This is a genomic window from Vibrio sp. 10N.237.312.B06, from assembly GCF_041464685.1.
GTDB classification, from domain to species: Bacteria; Pseudomonadota; Gammaproteobacteria; order Enterobacterales; family Vibrionaceae; genus Vibrio; species Vibrio tasmaniensis_A.
In genome coordinates, this window is sequence record NZ_JBFSPI010000006.1 from 15,662 (window position 1) to 34,408 (window position 18,747).

Annotated in this window: 17 protein-coding genes, 1 riboswitch and 1 other annotated feature; of the genes, 6 read left to right on the top strand and 11 right to left on the bottom strand. The window is 44.2% G+C overall.

Going from position 1 to position 18,747, the window contains the following annotated elements:
- Positions 1 to 129 precede the first annotated feature (129 nt).
- The 4 genes from hisC to AB6C75_RS02730 form a co-directional block, all read right to left on the bottom strand.
- On the bottom strand, positions 130 to 1,170 hold the full coding sequence (gene hisC / locus AB6C75_RS02715; protein ID WP_372047771.1) for a histidinol-phosphate transaminase: 1,041 nt from the start codon (positions 1,168 to 1,170) through the stop codon (positions 130 to 132).
- Positions 1,171 to 1,179: 9 nt separating this feature from the next.
- Positions 1,180 to 2,499: a histidinol dehydrogenase gene (gene hisD / locus AB6C75_RS02720; protein WP_017098157.1), complete on the bottom strand. Its 1,320-nt coding sequence runs from the start codon at positions 2,497 to 2,499 to the stop codon at positions 1,180 to 1,182.
- A complete protein-coding gene (hisG, locus tag AB6C75_RS02725) occupies positions 2,499 to 3,395 on the bottom strand; it encodes an ATP phosphoribosyltransferase (protein ID WP_017060264.1) in 897 nt (298 codons plus the stop codon). The genes hisD and hisG overlap by 1 nt, the downstream gene beginning before the upstream one ends.
- A gap of 53 nt (positions 3,396 to 3,448) precedes the next feature.
- Positions 3,449 to 3,584, bottom strand: a sequence feature (His leader region).
- A 189-nt stretch (positions 3,585 to 3,773) separates the two neighbouring features.
- On the bottom strand, positions 3,774 to 5,366 hold the full coding sequence (locus AB6C75_RS02730) for a Na+/H+ antiporter NhaC family protein (RefSeq protein WP_029223134.1): 1,593 nt from the start codon (positions 5,364 to 5,366) through the stop codon (positions 3,774 to 3,776).
- Positions 5,367 to 5,478: 112 nt separating this feature from the next.
- Positions 5,479 to 5,656, bottom strand: a riboswitch (Lysine riboswitch).
- Between the two features lie 377 nt (positions 5,657 to 6,033).
- Between AB6C75_RS02730 and AB6C75_RS02735 the strand changes: the two genes are divergently transcribed.
- The gene (locus AB6C75_RS02735) at positions 6,034 to 6,444 is read left to right on the top strand and encodes an H-NS family nucleoid-associated regulatory protein (RefSeq protein ID WP_012604381.1); all 411 of its coding nucleotides are present in this window, start codon (positions 6,034 to 6,036) and stop codon (positions 6,442 to 6,444) included.
- A gap of 167 nt (positions 6,445 to 6,611) precedes the next feature.
- Here AB6C75_RS02735 and AB6C75_RS02740 read toward each other — a convergent pair whose 3' ends face one another.
- Together AB6C75_RS02740 and AB6C75_RS02745 are read right to left on the bottom strand one after the other, a co-directional pair.
- Positions 6,612 to 7,916, bottom strand: a complete 1,305-nt coding sequence (locus tag AB6C75_RS02740; RefSeq protein WP_009848810.1) for an inosine/guanosine kinase — start codon at positions 7,914 to 7,916, stop codon at positions 6,612 to 6,614.
- 102 nt (positions 7,917 to 8,018) lie between these two features.
- Complete coding sequence (locus AB6C75_RS02745) at positions 8,019 to 8,288, bottom strand: hypothetical protein (protein WP_004734567.1); 270 nt, start codon at positions 8,286 to 8,288, stop codon at positions 8,019 to 8,021.
- A gap of 203 nt (positions 8,289 to 8,491) precedes the next feature.
- On the opposite strand from AB6C75_RS02745, the gene mnmA reads away from it, so the two are divergent.
- The 3 genes from mnmA to purB all read left to right on the top strand — a co-directional run bounded on the left by mnmA (position 8,492) and on the right by purB (position 11,806).
- Positions 8,492 to 9,628 (top strand): tRNA 2-thiouridine(34) synthase MnmA, encoded by a 1,137-nt coding sequence (gene mnmA, locus AB6C75_RS02750; RefSeq protein ID WP_009848812.1) that lies wholly within the window; start codon positions 8,492 to 8,494, stop codon positions 9,626 to 9,628.
- A gap of 46 nt (positions 9,629 to 9,674) precedes the next feature.
- Entirely contained in the window at positions 9,675 to 10,292 is a 618-nt protein-coding gene (hflD, locus tag AB6C75_RS02755) for a high frequency lysogenization protein HflD (RefSeq protein WP_372106769.1), read from the top strand.
- Between the two features lie 143 nt (positions 10,293 to 10,435).
- The gene (gene purB / locus AB6C75_RS02760) at positions 10,436 to 11,806 is read left to right on the top strand and encodes an adenylosuccinate lyase (protein WP_372106771.1); all 1,371 of its coding nucleotides are present in this window, start codon (positions 10,436 to 10,438) and stop codon (positions 11,804 to 11,806) included.
- Between the two features lie 312 nt (positions 11,807 to 12,118).
- Here purB and htpX read toward each other — a convergent pair whose 3' ends face one another.
- A complete protein-coding gene (gene htpX, locus AB6C75_RS02765; protein WP_017098153.1) occupies positions 12,119 to 12,982 on the bottom strand; it encodes a protease HtpX in 864 nt (287 codons plus the stop codon).
- 277 nt (positions 12,983 to 13,259) lie between these two features.
- Here htpX and AB6C75_RS02770 point away from each other — a divergent pair, with 277 nt between their 5' ends.
- Entirely contained in the window at positions 13,260 to 13,427 is a 168-nt protein-coding gene (locus AB6C75_RS02770) for a hypothetical protein (RefSeq protein WP_009848816.1), read from the top strand.
- A gap of 112 nt (positions 13,428 to 13,539) precedes the next feature.
- Here the strand turns inward: AB6C75_RS02770 and bioD are convergent, their stop codons facing one another.
- Genes bioD through bioB form a run of 4 tightly spaced genes read right to left on the bottom strand, consistent with a single transcriptional unit; the run spans position 13,540 to position 17,274 of the window.
- On the bottom strand, positions 13,540 to 14,223 hold the full coding sequence (bioD, locus tag AB6C75_RS02775; protein ID WP_135381592.1) for a dethiobiotin synthase: 684 nt from the start codon (positions 14,221 to 14,223) through the stop codon (positions 13,540 to 13,542).
- Positions 14,220 to 15,023 carry a malonyl-ACP O-methyltransferase BioC gene (bioC, locus tag AB6C75_RS02780; RefSeq protein WP_372106774.1) on the bottom strand — a complete coding sequence of 268 codons (804 nt, stop codon included), beginning with the start codon at positions 15,021 to 15,023 and terminating at the stop codon, positions 14,220 to 14,222. Before bioC ends, bioD begins: the two co-directional genes overlap by 4 nt.
- The gene (bioF, locus tag AB6C75_RS02785) at positions 15,024 to 16,235 is read right to left on the bottom strand and encodes an 8-amino-7-oxononanoate synthase (protein ID WP_372106825.1); all 1,212 of its coding nucleotides are present in this window, start codon (positions 16,233 to 16,235) and stop codon (positions 15,024 to 15,026) included. It lies immediately after the preceding gene.
- Positions 16,222 to 17,274, bottom strand: coding sequence for a biotin synthase BioB (gene bioB / locus AB6C75_RS02790; RefSeq protein WP_009848820.1), 1,053 nt, complete (start codon positions 17,272 to 17,274; stop codon positions 16,222 to 16,224). Before bioB ends, bioF begins: the two co-directional genes overlap by 14 nt.
- Positions 17,275 to 17,433: 159 nt before the next feature.
- On the opposite strand from bioB, the gene bioA reads away from it, so the two are divergent.
- Positions 17,434 to 18,717, top strand: coding sequence for an adenosylmethionine--8-amino-7-oxononanoate transaminase (gene bioA / locus AB6C75_RS02795; RefSeq protein WP_371707364.1), 1,284 nt, complete (start codon positions 17,434 to 17,436; stop codon positions 18,715 to 18,717).
- The last annotated feature ends 30 nt before the right edge of the window (positions 18,718 to 18,747 follow it).

An 18,747-nucleotide genomic window follows, 5' to 3' on the forward strand; every position in this document is an offset into this window, starting at 1 on the left:
TGAACTTCCTTTTAATTTTAAATCTGCTGGCCTAGCTAAAATCAACGCTAACCCAAAATATTGGTTTCACTTGCCAGCCTGCAATTAATCCACTCAAACTGGCAAATGTTATTACTGGTAAACCTTTCGTTACTGATAAAAGTTACGAATGAATCCAAGTGTCTTTTCGCACTCTTCGCGATTACCAATACTAATACGAACACAGTCTTCAATTGGTGAATTACGCAAAATGATGCCCGTATCCCAAGCCGCTTTAAATAACTCATCGCCGTTCGGGAATTTAACCAGTAGGTAGTTACCCCAACCATCAAATACCATCACTTGAGGCATGCCTAATAGACCTGCTTGTAAATACGCTCGGTTAGCACTTAAATCCAGAACTTGGAACTTAGCACGCGCTAGTCCTTGCTCTGAAAGTGCTTGAACGGCAATGTCAGCAACAGGGATTGGCACAGGATAAGGAGCAATCACTTTTAACAATACATCGATAAGCTCTTTGTTCGCTAGCGTAAAGCCACAACGTAAACCCGCTAAAGCAAATGCTTTCGAGAGAGTTCGAAGAATCGCTAGATTCGGATACTGAGCAAGCAAATCCACCGTTGATGCTTCAGGGCAGAAATCGATATACGCTTCATCCATCACAACAATCGCTTTGTCTTGTGTCATTTCAAGCAGCTTGATGATGTCTTTGCGATCAACCAAATTACCGGTTGGGTTATTTGGACTACAAACAAAGACCACTTTTACGTTGTCAAGTTGAGCTTCAATAGCAGGAAGATCCAATTGCCATTCAGAAGTCAGAGGCACCACTTTACGCTCAACACCAATCGTCTCTGCACTGATTGCGTACATACCGTAAGTGGGTGGGCAGTAAAGAATAGCGTCTTCGTTCGGCTCACAGAAAGCACGAATCAGTAGTTCAATGCCTTCGTCAGCACCACGAGTAGTCAACGTTTGCTCTGGTGCAACACCCGCATATTGAGCGTAAGCATCGATTAGCTCTTTAGGCTGACACTCGCTGTAGCGATTAAGTCGAGTCAGATTTAAGGTGTACTCGTTATCAAACGGAGATTCGTTGGCGTTCAACCATACATCTCCGCTGCCACCAATGCGTCTTGCAGACAAGTAAGGTGTTAGAGCCTGAACTTGTTTTCTTGCTAACTTTTCCATGCCCTACCCTTATTTCGCTTTATTTAGCTGTTCAAATCGATTTAATTTTTCAACTCGGATGGTCACCGCACGTTTGTGTGCGTCCAAACCTTCGGCTTCCGCCATTGTGACTACCGTTGGCGCTAGGCCTTGTAAGCCATCAGCTGTTAACTCTTGTACCGTCATACGCTTAGAGAAATCCGCCAAACCTAGGCTTGAATAAGTCTTGGTATAGCCGTAAGTCGGAAGAACGTGGTTTGTGCCTGATGCGTAGTCACCTGCAGATTCTGGAGACCAGTCACCCAAGAAGATTGAACCTGCATTATCTAGTAATGGCAGCAGTTCACGTGGACTCTTGGTCTGAACAATCAAGTGTTCCGGGCCATAGAAATTCGAAATCGCAATCGCTTGAGTGATCGATTCAGCAATGATGATTAGACTTGAAGCCAATGCTTGCTGAGCGATGTTCGCACGAGACAGCTCTTTCAGTTGCTTCTGAACTGCATCGGTTACTTGGTCGGCAATAACTGGTGATGGTGTTACTAATACAACCTGTGAATCTGGCCCGTGTTCAGCTTGGCTCAGTAGATCAGCAGCAATGAAGTCAGCATCCGCAGTTTCGTCTGCAATCACTAACACTTCAGACGGGCCAGCAGGCATATCAATCGCAGCGCCACGGAAGTCGTTACTTACTTGGCGTTTAGCTTCCGTTACGTAAGCGTTACCTGGGCCGAAGATCTTATCAACCTTAGCAACGCTCTCGGTCCCGTAAGCCATGGCAGCAACGGCTTGACCACCACCAACATTGTAAACCTCATCGATTTTACAAAGATTAGCGACATACAAGATTTCATCCGCGATGGGCGGAGGTGAGCAAAGCACAACCTTACGACAACCCGCAATTTGAGCAGGTACACCTAACATAAGAACCGTTGACGGAAGTGGCGCACTGCCCCCCGGAATATAAAGTCCAACAGTATTAATCGCGCGCGTCACCTGCTCACACACAACACCAGGCTGTGTTTCAACCTTAATTGGCTGTGGCTTTTGAGCTTCATGAAACTTAGCAATGTTGCTGTAAGCTTGCTCCAACGCTTGCTTCATCTCTGGTGTTAGACGAGCACATGCCTCTTCGATCTCACCCGAACTAACTCGGATAGATTCTGGAGTCACACCATCAAACTTTTCAGTCAGTTCCTTAAGTGCGGCATCGCCTTCATTTCGTACTTTTGCAATAACATCAGAAACAGTCGCTGTGATGTTTGCACCTTCAGTAATAGCTGGACGCTCTAATACCGAGTCTTGCTGTGATTCACTTAAAGATTGCCAAACAACGGTTCTCATCGTCACTACCCCATCATTTTTTCGATTGGTAATACTAGAATCGAGCTTGCACCCAACTCTTTCAGCTGTTCCATAGTTTCCCAGAACAAGTTCTCTGTACTTACGAGGTGAACGGCAACTTTGTCTTTGTCTGTAGATAGAGGAAGAACCGTAGGATCTTCAGCCCCAGGCAGTAGTGCTTTGATTTGCTCTAGCTGAGACGTTGGTGCGTGAAGCATGATGTACTTCGACTCTTTCGCTTGTTGAACACCCTGCATACGAGTCAGTAGTTTTTCAATCAATGCAGTCTTGTCAGCGTCGAAATCACCCACACGTTGAATCAGTGTTGCTTTAGATTGGAAGATAGCTTCTGCTTCTTTTAGGCCGTTTGCTTCTAGCGTCGCACCTGTAGAAACTAAATCAGCGATAGCATCTGCTAGGCCTGCACGAGGAGCCACTTCAACCGAGCCTGTTAGCATACAAGTGCTGAATTCAACACCCTGCTCGTCCATGTAGGCTTTTAGTAGTTGTGGGTAAGTTGTCGCAATACGTTTGCCCGCTAGGTCTTGTGGGCCGTTGTATTCTTCATCTTTGTTGATTGCGATAGAAAGGCGGCAACCACCGAAGTCTAAACGACGTAGTGTACGAAACTCTGAAGGCTCCTTTAGAGCGACACGGTCTAGGCGAACTTCTTCTAGTTCATTCTCACCGATAAAACCAAGGTCAACCACACCATCCATGATAAGGCCTGGGATGTCGTCATCACGAACCAGTAACAAGTCGATTGGCATATTTAGTGAATGAACAACTAAGCGCTCACCCATGATGTTAAATTTCACACCACATTTTTTAAGTAGATCTTGGCACTCTTTACTTAAGCGACCTTTCTTTTGAATTGCGATTCTTAGGCGTTGTGTCTGCATTGCTGTATCCCTGTGCAAATATTTGAATTTATTGATTATTTAAAAGTGCTAAAACTAAAAAACCCTCGGAAGACTTTGTCGTCCCGAGGGTTTAAATCTAAATTCTTTGACTTAACCTCCGGGAGAATTCTTGCTCCCGGGTATACGTAAATCTCCCCGAAAGACTAGATAGGGTGATGATGGTGATGAATGTTCATTACTAATTTACGCATACTTATCAGCTCTTAGGTTGTTTGCTGTCTTGTCTCCACACTAACTAAGCTGACACCCTTTTTCAACCATTTATTCGAACTTTTTTCACGAAATTTAAAATTAAATTAACGAACACAAAAAAAGGGAGGCAAACGCCTCCCTTCTCATTATTCAATCAAATGATGATTAGCTTTTACACGTTGCTATCTTGCAACGAGAGAAATAAGCCAATGCAAAACATACCGCAACAAACGTTAGAGACGCTGCGCCAAATGCAATGCCAGTTGATGATGTCATTCCTAGGGTGATAAAACCAATACACGATACGAACGCCACAGACAGCGCGTAAGGGAGCTGAGTCGATACGTGGTCAATGTGGTTACAACGCGCACCTGTAGAAGACAGAATCGTTGTATCCGAGATTGGAGAACAGTGATCACCAAATACAGAACCCGCAAGAACCGCACTTAGCATAGGAAGAATTAGCGCGATGTCAGAGGCAGCAGCCATGTCACCCGCAATCGGTAACATGATACCGAACGTACCCCAAGATGTACCTGTCGAGAACGCCATTAGGCCAGCAAGAAGGAACAAGATAACCGGTAGCCAGTGGTAATCGATGTTACCTGTTGCTAGAGAGGATAGGTACGAACCTGTTTTCATGTCGCCAATAACAGAACCAATCGTCCAGGCAAATACAAGGATAAGGATAGCGCCAAACATTGAGCTTGCACCAATCCACATTGTTCTTGTGATATCAGCCATAGGCAGTTTCTGTTTGAATACCGTTGCTAGCGCAACGAGTAAACCAATAACACCACCGTAAACCAGAGACTTACCTACATCTGTATTTTCAAATGCACCAAGTAAATTGAATGCTTGACCATCAGCAGTAAGCGCTTGGCCACCGGTGTAAAGCATTGCTGCAACCGTCGCGACGATTAACGCTACGATTGGCATAACGAGATCAGAAACAGAACCGTTTTCGCTCTCTTGAATATCCAGCTCTTCGTTTAGATCGTGCGCTTGCTTTTGATCATTATCACCTTCAAAACCACGGCCTTGAGAGGCTTCGATCTCATGCTCGCGCATTTTGCCAACATCTAAACCAAACCACGCAACAGCAAACACCATTAATAGTGCGAACACAGCGTAGAAGTTCATTGGGATAAGGCGAACGTAAGCACCCAGTGCAGAATACTCTGTCACACCGTGTGTCACTAAGATGCCACCAATGATAGTGATGATGTAAGCACCCCAGCTAGAAGCCGGCATGATCACACACATAGGAGCAGCAGTTGAATCTAGGATATAAGCTAGCTTAGCGCGAGATACGTAGAAGCGGTCAGTTACAGGGCGAGAGATGGCACCTACCGCTAAGCTGTTGAAGTAATCATCAACAAAGATGAATACGCCTAAGAAGGCAGCAAGTAGTTTTGAACCACGTTTGCTCTTAACACGAGACTGTGCCCACTCAGCGAATGCGCGAGTACCGCCAGACAGTGTTAATAATGCAGTTGTCATTCCAAGGATAATTAGGAAAGCAACGATGCTCATGTTCCAAGTGTTAATACCACCATCTTCGATGAAAACACCAGATACTTTAGTAAAGACGTAGCTAGCTGCGTTACCTACTGAGTAGTCAGCAAGTAGAATCGCACCCATGACGATACCGACACCCAAGGAAACTAATACACGACGGGTAACAATAGCAAGAGTCAAGGCAACCAAGGGAGGAAGCAGCGATAAAGGCGATGTTGCAAAATCTATTAAATTCATGATCTTCAAAAACCAGTTTTTTATTTGGCTAGAGATCTACTGCAGATAAACTTGATACGGCTTATCAAGCTCATGTTGAACTAAGCGAAAGGGAAGTGAACACTTCACCCAACCCTACAGTAGCGCTCCATAGTTTAAAATTAAGACTATGGCAGTGTTGTACCTATTGAGCACAACCCCAGCAAATTGCTTAGATATACAATTTACTTCGGCAATTACACCTTTCATTCCCGTTCATTGGCATCACCCCAACGAAAACTACTCTTTATAATTGCACCTCTACGTGCGGTAACATTATTAACCGTGTAAACCAGAGTTTAACAACAGATTAACCAAAGCACCGCATCAGGTAGCCGCAATTGTACCCATCAAGAGCAACAATGCAACATATCATTCCGAGAAAAATAGTTTTTTGTTAATGAAGTAATCAATAGAAGAATAGTCAACTTTTGCGGATTACTCCACTTAACACATATCAGATATCGCCTGTTTTTTTTAAGATATTCTTAATAGTTATTATAAGTTCATTAGAGGTCTATCTTTTCATCTTAAAACACTCGTCTCATTTCTTTATTTAAATAACTAATAGAAGAAATACTATTTGTTTTATTCTTAGGCTCTGTTTATTATTAGGAGGATTATTTAGTTTACCTTGATGGGAAATATCATGTCTGAATTAACAAAAACTCTATTAAATATCCGTAGCCTTCGTGCGTTCTCACGTGAATTAACTCTTGAGCAACTTGAAGAAGCGCTAGACAAGCTGACTATTGTTGTACAAGAACGTCAAGAGTCTGAAGCTGAAGAACGCGCAGCAAAAGCAGAGCAAGAAGCTAAGCTTTCTGCTATCGCAGAACAAATTGCAAAAGACGGAATCGATGTTGCCGATCTTATTGCTGCACTTTCTGGTGAAGCAAAATCTAAAACAACAAAATCTAAACGTGCTCCTCGCCCTGCGAAATACAAATACGTAGACGCGAATGGCGACGAAAAAACTTGGACAGGCCAAGGCCGTACGCCTTCAGCTATCCAAGAACAACTAGATGCTGGTAAATCTCTAGAAGAGTTTGCTCTTTAAGGCATCGAGTTTGCTAAGTGAATAATCAATAACCCACTAAGCAATAGAATCAATATTTAAGTCGACTAAAGTATTATTTACGGCTTCAATATATTCAGAAACAAAAAAGGCTCCTTTCGGAGCCTTTTTTATATTTCTAATAGTGAAATATAAATCAAAAAAATGCCTTATCTTTCCCAGTACGCTTCTTCTAGACTATCTTCTCTTTCAGGAAGGCCTCGAGATAATCGTGGCGAGTGCTGAACTAATACTTCATAACTTGCGCGGTTTGAATATTTACAAACTTGTGAGAACGAAGAATACGTCAAGAATGAATGCTGATGCTTACTTGAGTTAGGCACATTTTCTTTATGGTACTTATTAGCGGCCATATCATGTAATAGAGCAGACAACGCAGCATCACCGGCACCATTAGTATTCTTAATCTTTTCTGGGCCGCCCATGTAAGGTGCGATATGCGAATAGATTTTCGTTGGATTTTCACATAAATCTTTATGTGCGGGACGGCTAAATTCATAACGGTTAAATTCAGCAATCGAGCCTGGTAACAACGGCAATGATGTTTCACGCTTCACTGCATCTTCTGTGTAACCCGCCATAAACAAGCCCACAGGGCCTGCTGTACATAGAACTAAGTCTACCCAATCTAGTGCTTTGTCTGAAGCAGCTAGAGGATCGCTTTCACCAGTTAATGCTTCAGCTTCGTCTTCGTTCATTGCAACAACGGTTACATGTTGTTCAAGGAAATCTTTCCAAAACTCTGGATCATCTTGAATAACGAATTTAGTACCAAGCGTTAAAACAACAGGTACATCGTATTTCTTCGCGTACTCAATAGCTTTCATTGTTGCTTCAGGCATAGGGTCACCTGGTTTACAACGAACTAAATACGCAGTTAATACTAAAGCAGAAGCACTTTTGAAAATTTTCTCAGGAATGCTTTCAGGTTTTAATTGGTTCATTTGTCCTTCGCTAATTGCGAAAGTACGTTCACCATCTTCTGTAATTAATGCAAAGCAGCGACCAATTGCGCCATCTACCCCTTGTAAATGGTTCAGATCCATTCTGCTTGATGTATTACATAAATAGCGGTAACCGTAGCTACCAATTTTAATATCTTGGCTCATTACACCCAATAGTGTTGAACGGTCATCCGCCAATACTGAGTAGTTGTGTAATGTATTACCAATTGTGCCACCTGCGTATTCATTAGTGATCAGGCACTGTTCTTTTAATTCTTGATACAAAGATTCAGCAGCTTCATCACCAATAACCAAAGAGTGCCCCTTACTTAAGCCATATTTTTCAATTAGCTCAGAACTCACCTTTGCTTCAATATCCACCAAAGTTTGGTCAATACCGATAATATGGGTACGTGACATTCTTTTGCTCGTTTGAGCTTGGCTTACTAAAGGGTCACGAGCGTGAACCGGGAAATAGTGCTTTGATTTACGTTGTCCAGGGAATTTCATAGGGCTAGTCTAAGTCAAGGGGAAATAGGTGGCGGATTCTACCGCGCTATATTTAACGCGGCAATCTTTCAAACTATAGCAAACGTTTGCTAGGCTATTTTTTTATTCGCCTTCCATAAAGCTAAGATCAGGCAGCATGCCCAAATGCTCGGCGTAACGTTTTTGATTAAACTCTGCGCCGTTTTTCATTACATCAAATACTTCAATTGCCAGTGCACATGCCATCGCTGCAATTGCCTCTTCACGAGGTGTACCTGTCATCATTAAACGCATTAGCGTCTCTTTAACTTTTACTGGTTGTCCATCTTCAAGTTGGTTCTCGATAATCTCGATCAACTGTTCTTCTTGCATAAACTCATTTTGTTCAGACATTTTTTATCTCAGCTCTTGGATTTTGAGCGACTATGCCACATATAGATCTGACATCCTAGCGAGTCTCCTCGCGTTCATGCGATTCTCTAACGAAGTCAGCGCATTATTTGTGCAAATGAAACTGTGATTCCGGTCTCGGATCTGTCACGGTGTTTCTCTTTCTGTTAGAATCTGCGACCAAGTAATAGTAACGGTGTTTAGACATGTCAGATATCAGCTCTGGAAACAGCGAAAAGAAAGTAATTGTCGGTATGTCCGGCGGTGTAGATTCGTCAGTATCGGCGTATCTTCTTCAGCAACAAGGCTATCAGGTAGAAGGCCTTTTCATGAAAAACTGGGAAGAAGACGATAACGAAGAATACTGCACGGCAGCTGAAGACCTTGCTGATGCTCAAGCGGTATGTGACAAGTTAGGTATCCACCTTCACACTATCAACTTTGCAGCAGAGTACTGGGATAATGTATTCGAGTACTTTCTGGAAGAATACAAAGCGGGTCGTACACCGAACCCAGATATCCTTTGTAACAAAGAAATCAAATTCAAAGCATTCTTAGAGTTTGCGGATGAAGTATTAGACGCAGACTACATCGCGATGGGTCACTATGTTCGTCGTACTTTCCCAACACAAGAAGAGCTAGACGCTGGTGCGAAGCCAGAAATGCTACGCGGCCTAGACGGCAATAAAGACCAAAGTTATTTCCTTTATACGCTAAGCTCAGATCAAGTGGCACGCAGCCTATTCCCTGTGGGTGAATTAGAGAAGCCAGAAGTACGACGTATTGCTGAAGAGCAAGACTTGATCACTGCGAAAAAGAAAGATTCAACAGGCATCTGCTTTATTGGTGAGCGCAAGTTCACTGAGTTCTTAGGCAAATACCTACCCGCTCAACCGGGAAATATCGAGACACCAGAAGGCCAAGTTATTGGGCAACACCAAGGCTTGATGTACCACACACTAGGCCAACGTAAAGGCCTGCATATCGGTGGCACCAAAGGTGGCGGCGGTAATGAAGAACCATGGTTTGTTGGTGAAAAAGATCTTAAACGTAATGTTCTGATCGCGGTACAAGGTAAAGACCACCCTCTTTTAAAATCAGAAGGTTTGATCGCTTCTCAGCTTCATTGGGTTAATCGCACACCAATTACTGAAGTTATGACATGCACGGTAAAAACACGTTACCGTCAGACCGATATTCCTTGTACAATCATCCCAATTGATGATGAGAACATTAAGGTTATTTTTGACGAACCACAAATTGCAGTGACCCCAGGTCAATCAGCAGTGTTCTACCTAGACAACGTATGTCTTGGTGGTGGTATCATTGAAAAGCGCATCTAACCAATAAACGAACGACAAACAATAGAAGACAACTAGGAGTTACTACGTGGCTAATACACTTTATGACCGTACTATTGCTTTCGCTGGAATTTGCCAAGCTGTGGCTTTGGTTCAACAAGTAGCGAAAGACGGCCATTGTGATAAAGATGCCTTCGAAGCTTCACTCAGTGCCATTTTAAATACCAATCCAGCGAACACCGTGGGTGTCTTTGGACGTGAAGCGAACCTAAAGCTTGGCCTTGAGTACTTAGTAAAAGGTATCGATAGTACTCCCGCTGGTAGCGATATTACTCGCTACATCATCAGCTTGATGGCACTTGAGCGTAAGCTATCTTCTCGTAACGACTCTATGTCTCAGCTTGGCGATCGTATTCAAACTGCAGAACGTCAAACTGAACACTTTGATCTGTTTGACGAGCAAATGATCAGCAACCTAGCCAGTATCTACCTTGATGTTGTGAGCCCTATCGGCCCGCGTATTCAGGTTTCTGGGACGCCAGCTGTACTTCAACAGACGTCGAGCCAGCATAAGGTTCGTGCTCTGCTGCTATCAGGAATTCGAAGCGCTGTGTTATGGCGTCAAGTTGGCGGTAAACGTCGCCACCTTATCTTCGGTCGCAAGAAGATGATCGAGCAAGCTCAAATCCTGCTAGCTCGCATGTAATTTATTAGCTCGCGCCTCGTCGCGAGCTTGTTTTTTGTACCAACACAATTCTCACGCAAACGATTGCGCAATATGCGTGACAATTGAGATTGTTACTGGTATAAACCTCTCAAAATTTAGAAAACTCAATTCAGGAGAACACCATGGAACTGTCAGCATTGACTGCTGTTTCACCAGTAGACGGCCGTTACGGAAGCAAGACTGTTGCATTACGCAGCATCTTTAGTGAGTTTGGCCTACTAAAGTACCGCTCTATCGTTGAAGTTCGTTGGTTACAAAAGCTTGCAGCTACAGATGCAATCAAAGAAGTGCCAGCGTTTAGTGCAGAAGCTAACCAGTTTCTTGATGAACTAGCTGCTAACTTCAGTGAAGAAGATGCTCTACGTATCAAAGAGATCGAGCGCACGACTAACCACGACGTTAAAGCGGTTGAGTACTTCTTGAAAGAGAAAGTTGCTGGCGTTCCTGAACTTCACGCTGTAAACGAATTTATTCACTTTGCATGTACTTCTGAAGACATCAACAACACCTCTCACGCGCTTATGCTTAAAGAAGCTCGTGATACCGTGATTCTTCCAGAAATCCGCAACGTAATTGATGCTATCAAAGCACTTGCGAACGAGTACCGTGCTATTCCATTACTGTCTCGCACACACGGTCAGCCAGCTTCTCCTTCTACTATGGGTAAAGAGATGGCTAACGTTGCGTACCGTATGGAACGTCAATACAAGCAAATCGAAAACGTTGAGATCCTAGCGAAAATCAACGGTGCTGTAGGTAACTACAACGCACACCTTTCTGCATACCCAGAAGTTGAATGGCACCAGTTTAGCGAAGAGTTCATCACTGAATCTCTTGGCGTAACTTGGAACCCGTACACAACTCAAATCGAACCTCACGATTACATCGCTGAGCTTTTTGATGCAGTTGCACGTTTCAACACTATCCTTCTAGACTTCGACCGTGACGTTTGGGGCTACATCGCTCTTGGTCACTTCAAGCAGAAGACTATTGCTGGCGAAATCGGTTCTTCTACAATGCCGCATAAAGTTAACCCAATTGACTTCGAAAACTCTGAAGGCAACCTTGGTCTAGCAAACGCAGTATTCAGCCACCTTGCACAAAAACTTCCAGTTTCTCGCTGGCAGCGTGACCTTACTGACTCTACGGTTCTTCGTAACCTAGGTGTTGGTGTTGGCTACGCTATCATTGCATACACTTCGACTCTGAAAGGTATTAGCAAGCTAGAAGTTAACCGTGAAGCGCTACTTGCTGAACTAGACAAGAACTGGGAAGTACTAGCAGAACCAGTACAAACAGTAATGCGCCGTTACGGCATCGAGAAACCATACGAGAAGCTAAAAGAGCTAACTCGTGGTAAACGTGTAGATGGCGAAGGCATGCGTGCATTCATCGACGGCCTTGAAATCCCTGCAGACGAGAAAGTTCGTCTGAAAGAGATGACTCCAGCGAACTACATCGGTCAAGCAATCGAGCTAACTGACAAGCTGTAAGATTCGAATTTCGAATCACAGAATAGACTAAGGCTTCCCATGTGGAAGCCTTTTTGTTGAGCGGAAGAAAGTGTGCTTAGTACGCGCTGTCATCAAAAGAACACTAAGCACTCCCTACTTATTACCCTACACATGTCAGTCCGTGCGATATCAACCAATAAATATCGCAACGCTTCATCACTAGTAACCCTCTATCACCAGACACATATCCCTCGGATACTTACTGTCTTGAACACCAAGATCAAAAAAGGCCTCCCGAAGGAAGCCTTTCAAAGGTCTCTTGTCGACTAGCGACTGAGAATTACGTAGCGATTACATGTTACGTAGAGATGCAATACGCTTGTCTAGTGGTGGGTGGCTCATCAGAAGCTCAGTAAGCGATTTCTTGCCGTTGATACCAAATGCCATCATAGAACCTTCTAGTTGTGGCTCATGGCTCACCTTTAGACGTTCTAGCGCTGCTATCATCTTCTCTTTACCTACTAAGTGCGCAGCACCTGCATCGGCATGGAATTCACGATGACGGCTGTACCACATCGTAATGAAGCTTGCTAAGAAACCAAATACCAATTCCAACACCATAGACACACCAAAGTACACCATCATGTTGCTGCCACCCTCTTCTTCGTTGTCATTCGACGCAACAATGTTGGCGATGAAACGAGATAGGAAGATAACGAACGTGTTCACCACGCCCTGCATTAGCGTCATGGTCACCATATCACCGTTCGCGATGTGACTCACTTCATGCGCTAACACCGCTTCAGCTTCATCACGCGTCATGTTGTGTAACAGACCCGTAGAGACTGCTACTAATGAATCATTACGCTTAGCGCCCGTCGCAAACGCGTTGATGTCTGGCGAATCGTAAATCGCCACTGTTGGCATACCAATACCAACTTGTTGAGACTGACGGCTTACTGTCTCCATCAACCAATGTTCGGTTTCGTTACGTGGACTTTCAATGACCATACCGCCTACCGATCGTAGCGCCATTTTCTTTGACATCATCAATGAAATGAATGAGCCACCAAAGCCAAATACTGCAGCCATCACCAATAAGCCTGATAGGCTACCAGGTTGCATACCTGTAACTGCGTATACAATATTAAGAACAACACTTAGTACCAATACAACCGCTAGGTTGGTTGCAAGGAACAACATTACTCGCTTCATTACTTATCTCCGCATGAAAGCTGTTTTTATAAAACTTATTATTATAGACAAGGCAGACAGCAATTTATTCCAACCTTGAAGACTTATACTTACTTATACATATAGTCTTAGATTAAGAAAACAAGGTTAAGCATTAAATTGCAACATTTGATTACGAGACCATATTCGAATCACCTCCAGTCTATTAGACCTAAGTCGTATGGTGTCGGTATAACAATCCGTTTACAGTGGCTTCAGATGATTTATTGGCTAGTCCATGTACAAAAAGGGAAGAATCATGGTTGAAGGTACTAACACTCAAATGGCTATCGATTTACTGTGCTGTCACCTAGGGATTACTGAAGAAGAAGCAAAAAAGCAGATTGGGATCCTAACACCGCAAGCGGCACAGACAAAAATCACAGAGACACAACAAGCACTAATGGGACTTACAAAAGAACACTAACCCATAGCGACTTGTTCAAAGGCCAGTTGTTTATAAACTCATGGCCAAAAGGCTTAACATAGCAAAAGGGCTGCATCGCAGCCCTTTTCTTATTTAGTACACAAGGTGAGAATTAAAGCGCAAGCAAAGGCTGCACATCAATGTACTTACCAATGTTCTTAGACTTTGCTCTTGGCACATACGGAATTTCACCTAACTTCGGTGCACCTAGCTTATCTTCAAGCATCGCTATAATTTCGGCGTAATGTTCAGTACCTGGGTTAATGCGGTTTGCAACCCAACCTACTAGGTTCAGTCCATCAGCACGAATCACTTCTGCAGTTAGCAGTGCATGACTCAAACAGCCAAGCTTAATGCCGACCGTCAATACCACTGGCAGCTGCTCTTTTTTGACCCAGCTAGACAAATATTCTTCATCAGAAACCGGTACACGCCAACCACCAGCACCTTCAACTAACACGATGTCAGAGTTTTGCTTATGCTCTGCCAACTTAGCTGATAATACGGTTTCATCAATCACCACACCATCATGCTTTGCTGCAATGTGTGGTGATGATGGTAGCAACAGCGCATACGGGTTAACGTCTTCGTAGGCGATATCTTGCGTCGCAGCTTCTTGAAGATGCAGTGCATCACTATTACGTAATCCCTCAGGGGATTGTTCACACCCTGCGGCAACTGGCTTGTAGCCTATTGTTGATAACTCTTGTGCGGCTAAAGCTTGAAGAATCGCTTTTGAAACCACAGTTTTTCCCACTTCGGTATCCGTACCTGCAATGAATAATGCATCAATCATAATTGAATAACCCCTAAACAAACTTGATATGTTGCTGGTAAGAAACCTTGATGGTTTTTAAACTCTCTATATTCCCGCTCAACAAGCTGCAACATTCGGCGACTTGTTAAACCTTGTGAGCGACCACTTACGTGATTAGCGCCGATACCTTTAAGGTCACGCATCAGTTCAAACGCAGTGTCGTACCAAACGGTGATGGTGGGCAAGTCTAGTTGATGAGCCGTACAGCTAGATTGCGCTAACGCAATTTTTACCTGATTGATTGTAATAAAATGGTTAACGTGTTGATGTGTGTCAATTTTTGACCATGACTTTTTCAGTTCAAACAGTGACCCATCAAGCAAAGTTGAGAAAATCACACGTCCGCCAACCGCTACAACGCGCTTCATCTCTTGTAAAGGTGAGGATAAATCATCACACCATTGCAACGCTAAGCTTGAAAAAACGATGTCAAAACACCCATCTTCAAACGGTAATTGCTCGGCATCGGCTTGTTGATATGAAGAGACTGATACACCACAGCGCTGTTTTGCTTCGTCCAACATTCCATTGGAAAGGTCAGCACATACCACTGCAGCACCTCGCTTAACTAACTGTTCAGAGAAATACCCTGTACCACAACCTAGATCGAGCACCTTTAACCCAGAGAGGTCACTCGGTAGCTTATCCAATAGTCGGTGGCCTACATCGCGCTGAAACTCAGCGTGTTTGTCATAGGTTGCAGCTGCTTTGCCGAAGGCTTCAGCAATCGCACTCTTATCTTGGCTTACGTAATTATGCACTACTGCTTCTTGTGACATTTACTGAGCCTCTTTCTTTAATTCAAAGCTTGATTCTATGCTTGGTTTGCTTCCAGAGTCGTTGCTTCGCTCTATTGCTTGAAGCAACGAGTCAGTTAACTGAAGAATCTGTTCCTGACTATGGTTCGCCGTTAAGGTAATACGCAAACGAGCAGTCCCAATAGGCACCGTTGGTGGCCTTATTGCCGTTACCCAAACTTGATTGCGCTTTAACTCTTCAGCAATAGATAGTGCAGCTTGGGCTTCGCCGATTAAAAATGGCTTGATCGGCGTCTGAGTATCAATAAAGCCTTTCACGCCACTCATCTGCTCAGCATAAAGGGCGCCAAGTTCTGTCAACTTCTCACGACGCCACTCTTGCGTCTGAATCATCTGACACGCATGAGATAAAGCCACCGCTTGTGAAGGTGGCATCGCCGTCGAATACACATGATGCCGAGCAAACTGAGTTAAGTAATCACCCACTTCTGACGAACAAAGAATCGCAGCACCAGAAAGGCCAAATGCTTTACCAAAGGTCACCACCAAAATATCGGGGGAGATTTGTGCCGCACTGCTGCTCCCTGCCCCTTTATCACCTAATACGCCGATACCGTGGGCATCATCAACCACCAACCAACTGTCGTATTGATGAGTTAGGTTAGATATCCGGCTGAGAGGCGCTTGATCGCCATCCATGCTGAACACACCTTCAGTCACGACCAAGGATTGTGGAGTGCGACTCAATAGCGACTCTAAATGTTGCGTGTCGTTGTGCTTAAAGCGTTTCATGGTTGCAGGTGAAAGCATCCCCGCTTCCATCAATGAGGCGTGGTTAAGTTTGTCTTGCAACAGAGAGTCGTCTTTATCGAGCAGAGAAAACAACAAAGCTTGATTAGCACTGAAACCAGAACTAAATAGAATGGCACGTTCAAAGCCAAGCCATTCACACAGCTGAGCCTCTAAATTTCGATGAGCAGGACTAAAACCCGTGACCAATGGCGATGCTGCACTTCCAGCACCATATTTGGAAAGTCCGGTTTGCCATGCATCGACCAGTTCAGGATCGTTTGCCAAGCCTAGGTAATCATTACTCGAAAAGTTAATAAAGCGAGAACCTTCACTATTAAGCAAAGGGCTATTGCTGTTTTCGAGCACCTTAAGTTGACGAGTTAACCCTTGCTCACGGCGATGAGCAAGGGCACTTTTGATGCGAGATTTAAACAGTGGCATCGTAGAACATGTCATCTTTCGTTGGACGAGCAGCAACGCGCTCCACCACTTGATCTAACAGTTCATTTTCTTGAATTTCGTCTGGCTTCTGAGCCACCTGTTGGCTGTTGATACCTAACTTCTTAAACAGCTGCATGTCCGTGTCTTCATCTGGGTTTGGCGTAGTCAGTAGCTTACAGCCGTAGAAGATAGAATTCGCACCCGCCATGAAACACATCGCTTGCATCTGTTCGTTCATGTTCTCACGGCCTGCTGATAAACGAACCGCAGACATTGGCATCATGATACGAGCAATCGCTATCAGTTTGACGAAGTCGAAAGACTCAACATCATCGACGTTTTCCATCGGTGTGCCTTTGACTTTTACGAGCATGTTGATTGGTACACTTTCTGGGTGAACAGGAAGGTTCGCAAGCTCTACAAGCAGGCCTGCACGGTCATTAGTACTTTCGCCCATACCAATAATACCACCAGAACAGATCTTCATACCGGCATCACGCACATGAGATAGCGTATCTAAACGGTCTTGGTAAGTACGAGTGGTGATAATACTGCCGTAGAACTCCGGAGACGTATCAAGATTATGGTTGTAGTAATCCAAACCTGCGTCCGCTAGCTCACCTGCTTGGTCAGGCGTTAACATGCCTAGTGTCATACATGTTTCTAGGCCCATGCCTTTCACACCTTTGATCATGTCAGTTAGGTGAGGCATATCGCGTTCTTTCGGGTTTTTCCACGCCGCGCCCATACAGAAACGAGTCGAACCCGCATTCTTGGCTTTTTGCGCCGCATCCAAAACACGCTCGACTTCCATTAAGCGTTCTTTGTCGACATCCGTTCGGTAGTGAGCACTCTGAGGGCAGTACTTACAATCTTCAGGACAAGCACCTGTCTTAATCGATAACAGTGTACTCACCTGCACGTGGTTGTGCTCTTGGTACTGTCTATGAACCACTTGAGCTTCAAACATTAAATCCATAAACGGTTTTTCAAGCAGTGCTCTTACTTCAGCAACTGTCCAGTCATGACGAACTTCCACGTGTAGATCCTTTTTTATTATTTGATGTTACATCTCTATCAATAGAGATTGTATTTATGCTTGGATAGTCTACCGACAAGCTTTAGACTGTCAACACATTGATAATATCAAAAGTTTACATCTGGTTATTTATTAGCCACACCAAGAATGGAAGTTACTATGGATCTCGCCTTTGACCGCCAGCATATCTGGCATCCTTATACATCAACGTTGACACCTCTGACCTGCTACCCAGTCACTAACGCAGACGGCGTTTACCTAGAATTAGAGGGCGGAAAACGAATTATTGATGGTATGTCCTCTTGGTGGTCAACCATCCACGGCTACAATCATCCAGAGCTCAATGCTGCAGCTCACAGCCAAATCGATAAGGTTTCGCATGTTATGTTTGGAGGTATCACCCACCAGCCTGCTATCGATTTATGTAAGAAACTTTTGAACCTAGCACCAAATAATCTCGAGCACGTATTCTTGGCTGATTCAGGTTCAGTAGCCGTAGAGGTTAGTCTCAAGATGGCTCTCCAATACTGGCACGCTAAAGGGCAACCTCGTTCAAAATTCCTCACGTTGAGAGATGGTTACCACGGTGATACCTTTGCGGCAATGTCAGTGACCGATCCTGATAACTCAATGCATAGTCTCTACAAAGGCTTTTTGCCTGAGCACATTTTCGCTGATTCGCCAAAAAGCGGCTTTTGGGATGATTGGAATTCAAGTGACATCAATAGCTTTCGAGAGAAACTCACAGCCCATCATGAAGAGGTTGCCGCCGTAATCTTAGAGCCTATCGTTCAAGGCGCTGGCGGCATGCGCATCTACCACCCTGAGTTCCTAAAACAAGTTCGCCTACTGTGTGATGAATTCAACGTATTACTTATTTTGGATGAGATTGCAACCGGATTTGGCCGCACAGGGAAACTGTTCGCTTGTGAGCATGCCGATGTCAAACCGGACATCTTATGCGTAGGCAAGGCTTTAACTGGTGGCTATATGACATTGTCAGCGACGCTTGCGAGTAAAGAAGTTGCTGACACGGTATGTGGCGGTGAAGCAGGCTGCTTTATGCACGGGCCAACCTTCATGGGCAACCCTTTAGCTTGTGCAGTAGGTGCGGCAAGTTTGTCCATCATAGAGCAAGGTCATTGGCAAAATCAGACTCATCAGATTGAACAACTCTTTTCTGAGTTACTACCGCCTCTACTCAAGCATGCTCTTGTCAAAGATGTTCGCTGGTTGGGCGCTATTGGCGTCGTTGAAACCCACACACCTGTCGATATGGAAACCATCCAAGCTCACTTTGTTGAACAAGGCGTTTGGATACGTCCGTTCGGGAAGTTGATTTATATGATGCCTCCTTTCATTAGCAAGGCTGAGCACATCGAACAACTTGTTTCATCTATTGATAAAGCCCTCCAACAATCTGCTTGCTTCAAACCAAGTTGATTTAACAAACATCATTTAGAAAACCTATAA